Raw genomic sequence first — 10,597 nt, 5'->3', positions numbered from 1 at the left:
CCTCGGTAATTCTCAACAGACCCTAAGAAATAAAACTATAAGTTTATGCACCAATATATAGAATCAAGCCACAGAATGCAGAGGCAAAAATCACATACATGACTTTGACTTCAAAATGGAACAAGGCGATGAATGCTGCAATTGCAATGAATGCGGCTTCATAGTTGAAAGAATGGTTGAATCCATTGGGCCATAAAACGTGATAACTGAAGAAGAGTGCTAAATTCAATATTACTCCTACAACAGCAGCAGTAATTGCAGTCAAAGGTGCAGTAAACTTTAATTCATTGTGTGTTGATTCAATCACTGGGGCGCCAGCTAGAATGAAAATGAAAGAAAATAGAAACGTAAACCAAGTAACAATGACAGCACCTAAGGCACCTGCTAAAAATACATGATCACTTCCTAAAAGTGCATGATTAAAGCCACCTAAAAATCCGACAAATGCAACAACCATAATCAGTGGGCCGGGTGTACTTTCACCTAGTGCTAAACCATCGATCATTTGTGTTGGACTCAACCAACCATAAAAATTTACAGCACCTTGATACACGTAAGGTAATACCGCATAAGCTCCACCAAATGTTAGCAGTGCCGCTTTAGTAAAGAACCAAGCCATTTGTGTATAGGCATGCTCCCATCCCAAGGTAAGAGTCAAACCTATAATGGGTGTAAACCATAAAATTGCACCGATAAATAAAATTTTTCCTAAGTGCTTCCAACTAAATATGGCATGTTCTGGGGTTGGAGTATCATCATCAATTAATGCTGGACCATAATCTTTTTTACCTTGCTGATGTGAACTTCCACCAGTAAAAAAGCTTGGATATTTTTTACTTGCCAAGTATCCAATGATTGCAGCGCTTAGAACAATTAAAGGAAACGGAAGGTTAAAGAAAAAGATAGCAACGAATGCAAGTGCAGCAATTGCCCATAAAAACTTATTCTTTAATGATCGGCTGCCAATCCGGTAAGTTGCATGAAAGACAATAGCAACAACAGCTGGTTTGATTCCATAAAAGAGACCAGCAATGATAGGAACATCACCAAACTTTACATAGACCCATGAAAGGGCGATCAGGATAAATAAAGAAGGTAAAACGAATAAGACACCAGCAACAATACCACCTATAGTCCTGTGCATTAACCAACCTATGTAGGTTGCTAATTGTTGAGCTTCAGGTCCGGGTAATAACATGCAGTAGTTGAGAGCGTGTAAGAAACGTTTTTCAGAAATCCAACGTTTTTGTTCAACGAGTTCTTGGTGCATGACAGCGATTTGTCCTGCTGGCCCACCAAAACTAATGAACCCCAATTTCAGCCAGAATAGAAATGCTTGCCAAAATGAAATTGACTGTATTTCTTGTTCTGGTTCTATAACAAGTTCTTGTTCCATGATTATTCTCTTGATAGGTTGGCATATAAGCCATCGAAAATGTGATTCGATAATGCAAATAATTGATCATCGTCACTTATCTGACTTCGAATTCCTTGAATAACTTTTTCAATACCGATTGCTTCGGGAGGTTCAATCCCACCTACATCAAGGTAATGAACAATTTCAGCGATTTTCTTTAATGCAGGTGTTTCTAGATCAAAACTATGTAAAAGAACTTCGAAGGTCACCCAATGATTGATATGACTGAAAGTTGCACCATCAAAATCGAATCCTAATGCCTCTTCTGGGCAGTCACTTGGCGTTTCTAACCAAATGAATGTTGGTGAGGTATCAATAAATGTCTTGATTAGCCATGCAGAAGCTAGGCGATCAATCCAAGGTCTTTTACGAGTTGCCCAAATTCTGTTTTGATAACTAGCTTTATCGAGAAGTTGAATATGAGCTTGTATTGCTAGTGGTTCATTCACTTCACCAAGACGTGCAATTGAAAGTTCTAAAGAGGAAAGCTCATTTAGAACCTGTGCTTGAGTTTCATCGGGGTAGTAGTCAATTTCTACAAGCGCATCGATACTTTTTCTTAATTTCCGGATTTGCTTGAGCAGCTCTTTCTTTTCATCTTTGGTCTGCCGATCTCTTAATTCAGACAGTTGTTTATAGAGAGCATCGTATTCTTCTTTCCGACTGAAAAAAGAAGCAAGCTCAAGATTTAAGGGTTGTTCTGCATGAAAGATATAAGCAGCCCCTTGTTCTGAGATAACATCATTAGCAATAGGATCAAACTTTTCACTATGGGAAATAGGGAGCAAATAGACGCCATCTCTTAGAATTGCTGCGCCGCTTGCTTTGAGAGATCGCCAGACTCTCATACGAGTGGTTGTATTCTGTGTAGGTAGCGAGGATATGAGCAAGGATATTTTCATGTAATATACTCAACTTATTTGTTTATTATATTACATTGCTTGTATCGTGGTACAAATATTAAGAACTGATTTCTTATATCAGGATAAATATTAAGACGGGCGGCAGACAAGCTTTGATTGAAGTAAAATTAAAGTTGAAAACTATTCGATGTGTTTACGTTACTGATCTATTGTGTTGAAAAAAGGCTCAGTCGTAGTTAGCTTGTAGAGATGGCAATTTCTATTTTGAAGATTATGTTAGATAGCTTTAAAAAGTTTATGCTTAAGTTGTATATTATTATTTTTAGAAATAATAATATCTTAGTTATTAAGCTATATTCATAGTCGAATTTTTAAAAGCTTAAAATAAATAATTGGGGATAATAATGCGCATTGAAAAAATTAAAGTAGAAGGTTTTAGGCTTCTTGAGAATGTCGAATTCGGATTGGAAGAGAATTCAACTGTAATTGTTGGACGTAATAATAGTGGAAAGACATCTTTTACCAGTATTTTTGATTGTTTTTGTGGTGAATCTGGAACAAGATTTCGGCTAGAGGATTTTTCAGTTTTATCACGAGAAAAATTTTTAAAAGCTAAAGAATTAAGAGAGGCGGGGGAAAGTTCAGAAGTAATATTCGAAACACTTCCTCGAATTTCTCTTATACTTACATTTCAATATAATAAACTTTCTCCTGATTTAGGTTCTCTATCCCCTTTTATTATTGATTTAGATGAAGACTCTACAACGGCTATTGCGCGAGTTGAGTATCGGCCTATTTTGAAAAATATGCATTTGCTTTTTGACCTTACCCCATCTTCCGCAGTGGTTGAACCTCGTACACATTTTTATAAAAATTTGAAGGGTAATTTGTCTAAAGCTTATGGGGTTCATGTAAGTGCAATTGATCCTACTGATAGTACAAATACGAGAGATTTTGAAGGCACATCTGCTTTAACAGCATTATTACAATGTAACTTTGTATTAGCTCAAAGAAATCTTGATAAAACAAAACTAGGGGATGCTGATGTAATAGGTAAATTGCTTAGTGAGCTATTTAAGACAGCTACAGCACCATCTGCTGCTGAGGCAGATCAAAATTTAGCTATAAGATTAAAGCAATCTGTTGAAAATATTGAGCATAATGTCCAACTCGACTTTGATGGCATGCTTAAAGAATTATTACCAGTTATGAACGTAATGGGATTTCCAAGTCTTAATGATACTGAGATAAGACCAGAGACATCATTAAACGTGGAATCATTATTATCAGGGCATACTAAGGTCGTTTATAGCGGAGTTGATGGAGTACATTTACCAGAAGGGTATAATGGTCTAGGAACCCGTAATTTGATTTACATGTTGCTACAGTTAGCAAGCTATCACAAAATCTATAGATCAAAATCAATTAGCCCCGCTACTCATTTAATATTTATTGAAGAGCCAGAAGCTCATTTACATCCTCAAATGCAGGAGGTTTTTATCAATCAATTAAATGTGGCTGTTCAAAAATTATCGGAAAATTATTCTAACAAAGATAAATGGAATATCCAGTTTGTTATCACAACACACTCCCCACATGTTGCGAATGCTGCAAAATTTGATGCTGTTAGATATTTTTATAATGAAATTCATAAGATAGAAAACGTACGTCAGACAAAGGTTAAAGATTTTAAGAAGGGGTTGAGTAGTATTTCTGTTAAAGATCAAAAATTTTTACATCAATATATGACCTTAACGAAATGTGATCTTTACTTTGCTGATAAAGCTATCTTAGTTGAAGGGACAACAGAACGTTTATTAATGCCAAAGTTATGTCAATTAGTTGATGAGTCTCTTGATGAACCACAAAAACTAGCCAGACAATATGTTACTTGTGTTGAGGTTGGTGGAGCACATGCGCATATTTTTTATCCACTCCTTGACTTTCTGGAGTTGAAAACGTTAGTAATCACTGATCTAGATTCAACAAAAAAAGGCAAAATAACTAAGAATGGAAAACAGGAAGATGCATGGGTGAAATGCCCAGTAGTTGATGGTCAGAATACATCTAATGCTGCCATTAAAAACTGGTTTTATCCTAAAGAAGTCGATGATACTGGTAAAGTTAAGAAAAAAGCTAAAAATGAGGATAGTCAAATTTCCCCGTCAGTCTTGATTGCTAAAACTGCTCAAGAGAAACAAATTAAGTTCCGTAGAATTGCATATCAAATACCAGAAGATCCAGAAACTAATATATGCGCTAGAAGTTATGAGGATGCTTTCATATTAGCTAATCTTTCTAAATTTGAATTACCTGAAGGACAAGATATTGCTGTTGCTGCTTGGGAAAAAGCACAAGGGCTTATTAAATCTGATTTCGCCTTAGAATATGCAATTCTAATAGAAGATTGGTCGGCACCAAGATATATCAAGGAAGGTCTAATTTGGTTATCTGAAATGGACACTATAAAAAAATCAAACTATGAATTAACTACAGGCGAATAAGTAGCATGAGTGAGATTCTAGACAATCCAGCAATAATTGCAGCTCAACTAGCTGAAGCAAAAATTAATGCAGCTATAAAAGCAGGACGAAGTTTCCGGCTAGAAGCTGGCGCAGGTGCGGGAAAAACATTTTCTTTAGTTCATGCTCTAAAATCCATTATTAAAGAGCGTGGTAGATCATTAACGCAAACAGGTAAAAAAGTAGCTTGTATTACTTATACGGAAGTTGCAAGAAATGAGATTGCCCAAGAAATTGAAGACCATCCAGCAATTTTAGTCGATACTATACATGGATTCTCATGGGCTTTTATGCGCCAATTTCAAAAAGCCATAAGAGAGATTCTTATTGAAGATGATTCAAGAAAAGAAAAAGTTGAACAAGGTGGTGGCATTGGGTCTAAATCAGTGGAATACGAGTTGGGCTTTTTTGGTGTTAATGATCAGAAAATTACACTGAGTCATGATGATATCCCAACGATGATGGCTAAATTACTAAGTAAAGAAAAGTTTCGGAAAATATTTAGCAATCAGTTTCCGGTAGTTTTTATTGATGAATATCAAGATACCAATCGCCAATTTATGGATGCTATTACAGAGTATTTCTTAAAACCAAAGGTGGGACCACTTTTTGGTCTTTTTGGAGACCATTGGCAGACTATTTATGGTAGTGAATATGAATTGGCAGAGTATCCAATCGAAGAGATTGCAAAGGGATCAAATTTTCGATCAGTTCCAGCAATTGTAGATATATTAAATAATTTAAGACTAGACTTACCACAAGCTGTCAGTTCGCCAGATGCAAAAGGTGAAGCTAGATTTTTTCATACTAATTCTTATAAGGGGACACGAACAGATGAGAGAAGTTCTAAAGATGATTTACCAATAGATATAGCTCGATCTACTCGTACAAGTTTGATACAGAGGCTACAAAATGAGGGGTGGGATATTGAAAAAACTAAGATACTGATGTTAAGCCATAATGTTTTAGCATCTGAACAAGGATACCCTCAATTAATTAAAGTATTTGACGGACGTAATGATCAATTTGCTAAAAAAGAAGACCCTGTAATAAAATTTTTTGCAGAAATAGTTGAACCAATGAGTGTTAGCTATAGCTTATCAAATTATGGTGAGATGTTTAAAATCTTTGGCTCAAGGCCTGCAATAACGAAGCATGAAGATAAATCTTGTTGGCGACGGGATATGGATCAATTATTAAAACTAAGACAAGAGGGGACTATAGGGCAAGTGATAGATCATCTTAAGCAGACAAAACGTCCCTCCCCCCCAGATAGAGTGCTTAGACGAGACGATGAGCTTATTTCTCTAAGAAATTCACCTGACACGGAAATGTCTTCAACACTACTTCGTTATAATAAATTAAGAGAAATTCCATATAAAGAAGTAATCGAAGTTACAAAGTTTATTGAAAAGCAAACTCCATTTGCAACTCAGCACAGTGTTAAGGGGGCAGAGTTTGAGAATGTATTAGTAGTTTTAGGTGGTGGATGGAATAATTATAAATGGCCACAGCTTCTCGAGTTGCTTGAGACTAAAAAGTTGACTAATGCAAACACAAAAGGTTTTTATAGAGCTCGTAATCTTTTCTATGTATCTATTTCTCGCCCAATGACGAGACTGGCTGTGTTAGCTACTCAGACATTATCTGATACAGCACTTGTAACAGTGAATAATCTATTTGGAAGTGAGAATGTAATAGAATTAAGTTTAGATACATAGAGTTGTTTTCAACTTATGTATCTAACTTTTTAAACATATTTTTTGGGAAAAAATAAAGAATTTATACCTATACTATAGATTATTATTTTTATCCCAACTATCTACATGTTCAGCCCACCATTGCATCATCGTTTTACGATCATTTAACCATTGAGCATGATTGTACGATGCCCTTGTTTTATTATCTGAAACGTGGGCAAGTTGTAATTCAACCCAATCCTTATTAAAACCATTCTCATTAGCCACAGTGGATGCAGTTGCTCTTAGAGTATGCATCCTGAACTCTAATTTCATATTACTCAGGGCTGTATTCAATGTGGTTTTACCCATCATTTCCCCGTCTTCTCCTGCAAATATATATTCACTATCTGGATAAAGTGCAAATTGCTCTTTTATGATTTCAATGGCTTGGTCAGACAATGGTACAACATGCATTCTGTTCTTTTTCATATTGCGCTTGCCAGCCAAAATATCAGCCCTTGATACTGCTGGAATCGTCCATGTCTTATCTTCAAAGTCAATATATTCCTTTTTACCTCGACGTATCTCAATGCTTCTAAGCCATGTGTATATTGCGGCTTTAATAGCATTTCGTGTGCTAATTGAGCCACCGTATGCATTGAGCTTAAGCATAAGTACTTTTTTTTCAGACTCAGTTAATGGTCTGGCATGGGTTACATCTGGCTGTTTAATGTAACCCCTAAGAACATAAGTAGGATCTATAGAAATGCGTTTTGTGATAATTGCATATTCCATAACCTCACCAATGATTTGTCTTACAAAAATCCCTTTAACTTCTCCTGTGCCTCTTCCTGATTTTTTGATTCTTGCCATAGTGCTATCAAGCACAGTTTTAATATCAATAGAGTCAATCTCATGAATAGGTTTGTTACCAATAAGAGGGTAAACATCTTTCTCAAAATAACTGCTTCGGCGTTGTTCCCATTCCTTGGATTGTTGAGCTTTTCGGGAATTTATAAATTCACTTGCGACTAACCGAAATGTACCATTATTTGCTTTAATTGCTTCAAGGCGTTCATTTTTCTGGTGACCTATTGGGTCTACTCCTTTGGCAAGTTGCTCTCGATATTCAATAGTTTTTAATCGAGCATATGCTAAAGTAATTTCAGGATATTTACCGATTGTGAGCATTTTTGCTTTAGTAAGAAAGCGGTAACGATAACGCCAGAATTTGCTACCAGATGGGCGGACTTCTATACAGAGCCCTGAATGATCAGCCATGCGGTATAATTCTTCACGTGGTTTTAATCTTTTGATTTTTAAATCGTTCAGCATATGTTGTGAGTAACGCTATTTTTGAAAGGGCTTACTCACAATCTTACTCACAAAAATTGGTAATTGCATGTATTACATTGTTATGGAAGGTTAGAATAAAAATATCGTTGAATCAATTGGATAGGTTGTAATGTGATTTGTATTTATAGAAGGTTAGATTGTTAATTGGCATGATGTAATTCTTCCATACATTAAAAATCCCCGTGATTAATTTCACGGGGATTTTTTATTGTGTACCTATTATTTCTTTTTCTCGTGTAGAAGCATGAAATTATCCATTAACACGTGAATACTTTTTGTCATTGAATTAATGATATTTTCAATACTTCTAAGCTGTTCATCCGTCAATTTCCCCTCTGTTTTTAATATATTCATTCTAACCAACATTTCATCAAATTGAGGAAAATGAATTTGTGATTCGATTTCCCGTAAGTTGGTTGTATTAAGATTCCCTTTTAACTCTTCTGCGGTGATCTTTAGAGCTTTTGCCAGTTCAACGATTGAACCTGTAGATTGTGCTGAACCCGTTTCTAGCTGGGAAATGATCGACTGGGGTATACCAGATTTTTGGGCAAGCTGCTTTTGAGTGAGCTTTTGCGCCTGTCTAAATTTGCGTAAATTGTCCCCGAGTTTTGACACACAAGTGATCTCATTAACCGAATATCGGAATTGTGATATTAAATTCAATCAGTTTTAATATTGTATTTTTATTGGAAAACCAATAAATTGTTGTAAATAAATATCGGAAATAAAATTAATGATAAAGAACAAACCATTTGGCTGAAAATAAGGTAAAGCAACTGAATGTGTGGGGCAGGAGTTGATTCCATTAAGGATAGGAAATTTTTAAAAAATTTAAAATTAAAGAATACAATTTGACACATCCTGTCCCTAAGCACTTATATGATGAAATACAAGGGTTAATTGTTTCTTTGCTCATGATTATTGAAATCAAGGATTGTAGTGATTGTTTTTACAAAATGATCATGAGCGTTTAAGATAAAGTTAGGGGAAAATAATGTTAAATGATTTAAGTAAAGAAAAGGATCATATTGTTTACATGCATAAACTTAATTCAGAACAAATCGAATATGCACTTTATCCTGTAAAGGAAATACAGGACTTATATGCTTATAAGGTAAAATACCAACTATTACGCCAGCAGCTTGATACCGTAATAACGAAATATCCTGCTTTAAAGGAGTTATTACAAACTCATTTCAATGATCAATTACTGGATGAAGAATGAGATAAAAGCTCCTCTACGATTTGGTAAACCAGTTGCTTTTGTTTTGGTGTTAATTTTGCAATTTTTAAAGGAAGATCATCCATATAAAATTGAACATTTTTATGTGTGGAGGCCTGATCTGGTTCAGCATTTTGCTCTCCAAATCTTAACCATTGACTTGATATATCTAACCATGCCGCCAAAATTTGCAATTTATCTTGGCTAGGAATGGCTGTGCCAGCGAGCCAGTTACTGGCAGTCTGGATACTGACAGATTGACCGCTATAACGAATATTAAATTCTTTTGCTAACCATGTTGGGCTATTTGTTACCCAACCTTTCTTGGCTAATTGCTGTTTTAAGCGTTTGCTAAACGCTTCCTTTTCATTGAATTCCTGCATGTAAATTGTATCAAGTCTTGAGTGATTTAACATTAGCATCTTTTAAATCAAGTTTTGATTGATAAAGAGTTGTTGGATTGTGAAATATTTTTAATTTAAAAATATATTAATTTCAGTGTCTTATATTGTTTTTTAATTGTGTTTTACCTTTATTTAAAATAAAACTGTATTTTTAATCAAATTTTGATTGATAAAATTTTAAAGTAAAATTAGAATCGGCTGCATGGGGTGCCTAGATCGTCTGTTCTATATCAGTTTTGTATGAAACGGGTAAGTGATCTGGGCCAATAACTCAAGCGATACGACAGCTCCCTAGGCTTTACAATTCCAACTCTGGAACTGGAATGTAAATGCTTAGTGAGATTAAAAGTTTATGCTTCAAAAATAGGATGTCTTTTTAATGAAAAAATCTTTTCAATTATCAACTGTAGCGATTGCAATTGCTGCGTCTAGTTCAGTGATGGCGGCTACCAGTGCTCAAACGGGTTCGGGTTTTGTAACGAACCCTGCTGTAAATGGAATTAATGTAAATGGTACTTTGACTGGTCCAGCTATTCCAGGCACAAGTAAGACAGAGAATCCTTTTAATGTACAGTTCACTGGTGCAGTTACTATTAATCCAGCTGATACTGATAGTGCAATATTGACAAGTGTTTTTGGTTCTCAACCTGTACCTGCTAGTGCTGCTGTAACACATAATGCTGATGGTACAAAAACTATTACTTATCAAGTGGCTAATAATACTATTCAAACGGATAGTAAAAATGTAAACACTTCTAGCCAAATTATTAATGATCAAAAGGTTGAATTATCAAGTGGTATATCGACAACTAAAACTGAAAGTGATTTTAGTGGTAAAACAGTAACATTAAAATATACTCCAACTGCAGCTGGTAGTAATAACTTCGTTGGATCAAATCCAAATCCAGTTGTACCAACTGTTACAAATAAGCCTTCAGTTCCTTTATCTCAGGACTCTATTACAGTAGGCAAAAAAGTTCCAGATGCTGACAATGCCTTGACTGTAACTAGAATCGATGCAACTGGTACTACAGAGTCTGTTGTAAAAGCATCAGGTATTTCAACAACTGGTACATTGAATGTGGGTGGTGATACAACAGTAGCGAAATTAACTGCTAATGGTTTACT

General features: G+C 35.3%; 8 protein-coding genes and 1 pseudogene. 4 read left to right on the top strand and 5 right to left on the bottom strand.

The genetic code is table 11. From position 1 onward, the window contains the following. Window positions 1-43: 43 nt before the first annotated feature. Window positions 44-1,396 (bottom strand): chromate efflux transporter, encoded by a 1,353-nt coding sequence (chrA, locus tag N5J47_RS17860; RefSeq protein WP_004885570.1) that lies wholly within the window; start codon window positions 1,394-1,396, stop codon window positions 44-46. Between the two features lie 2 nt (window positions 1,397-1,398). Then, complete coding sequence (locus N5J47_RS17855) at window positions 1,399-2,319, bottom strand: chromate resistance protein ChrB domain-containing protein (RefSeq protein ID WP_004885571.1); 921 nt, start codon at window positions 2,317-2,319, stop codon at window positions 1,399-1,401. Between the two features lie 365 nt (window positions 2,320-2,684). Here N5J47_RS17855 and N5J47_RS17850 point away from each other — a divergent pair, with 365 nt between their 5' ends. Continuing rightward, the gene (locus N5J47_RS17850) at window positions 2,685-4,784 is read left to right on the top strand and encodes an ATP-dependent endonuclease (RefSeq protein WP_005085368.1); all 2,100 of its coding nucleotides are present in this window, start codon (window positions 2,685-2,687) and stop codon (window positions 4,782-4,784) included. A 5-nt stretch (window positions 4,785-4,789) separates the two neighbouring features. After that, the gene (locus N5J47_RS17845; protein ID WP_005085367.1) at window positions 4,790-6,523 is read left to right on the top strand and encodes a UvrD-helicase domain-containing protein; all 1,734 of its coding nucleotides are present in this window, start codon (window positions 4,790-4,792) and stop codon (window positions 6,521-6,523) included. Between the two features lie 72 nt (window positions 6,524-6,595). On the opposite strand, the gene N5J47_RS17840 is transcribed toward N5J47_RS17845, so the two are convergent. Together N5J47_RS17840 and N5J47_RS17835 are read right to left on the bottom strand one after the other, a co-directional pair. Beyond that, on the bottom strand, window positions 6,596-7,819 hold the full coding sequence (locus tag N5J47_RS17840) for an integrase arm-type DNA-binding domain-containing protein (RefSeq protein ID WP_004885576.1): 1,224 nt from the start codon (window positions 7,817-7,819) through the stop codon (window positions 6,596-6,598). A 453-nt stretch (window positions 7,820-8,272) separates the two neighbouring features. Further along, window positions 8,273-8,458, bottom strand: a pseudogene (locus tag N5J47_RS17835) (helix-turn-helix transcriptional regulator); the annotation flags it as partial. Between the two features lie 379 nt (window positions 8,459-8,837). On the opposite strand from N5J47_RS17835, the gene N5J47_RS17830 reads away from it, so the two are divergent. Beyond that, window positions 8,838-9,068, top strand: a complete 231-nt coding sequence (locus N5J47_RS17830) for a hypothetical protein (RefSeq protein WP_004674882.1) — start codon at window positions 8,838-8,840, stop codon at window positions 9,066-9,068. Here N5J47_RS17830 and N5J47_RS17825 read toward each other — a convergent pair. Further along, on the bottom strand, window positions 9,047-9,448 hold the full coding sequence (locus N5J47_RS17825) for a transcriptional regulator (RefSeq protein ID WP_004674879.1): 402 nt from the start codon (window positions 9,446-9,448) through the stop codon (window positions 9,047-9,049). The genes N5J47_RS17830 and N5J47_RS17825 overlap by 22 nt on opposite strands. Window positions 9,449-9,848: 400 nt before the next feature. Here N5J47_RS17825 and N5J47_RS17820 point away from each other — a divergent pair. Beyond that, the coding region (locus N5J47_RS17820; RefSeq protein WP_279997005.1) for a hypothetical protein at window positions 9,849-10,597 on the top strand (749 nt) is incomplete at its 3' end.

This window comes from Acinetobacter sp. GD03645, assembly GCF_029845285.1.
Lineage (GTDB): Bacteria > Pseudomonadota > Gammaproteobacteria > Pseudomonadales > Moraxellaceae > Acinetobacter > Acinetobacter corruptisaponis.
The sequence above is the reverse complement of the archived record's forward strand: the minus strand, read 5'-3'. Positions and strand labels throughout refer to the sequence as shown.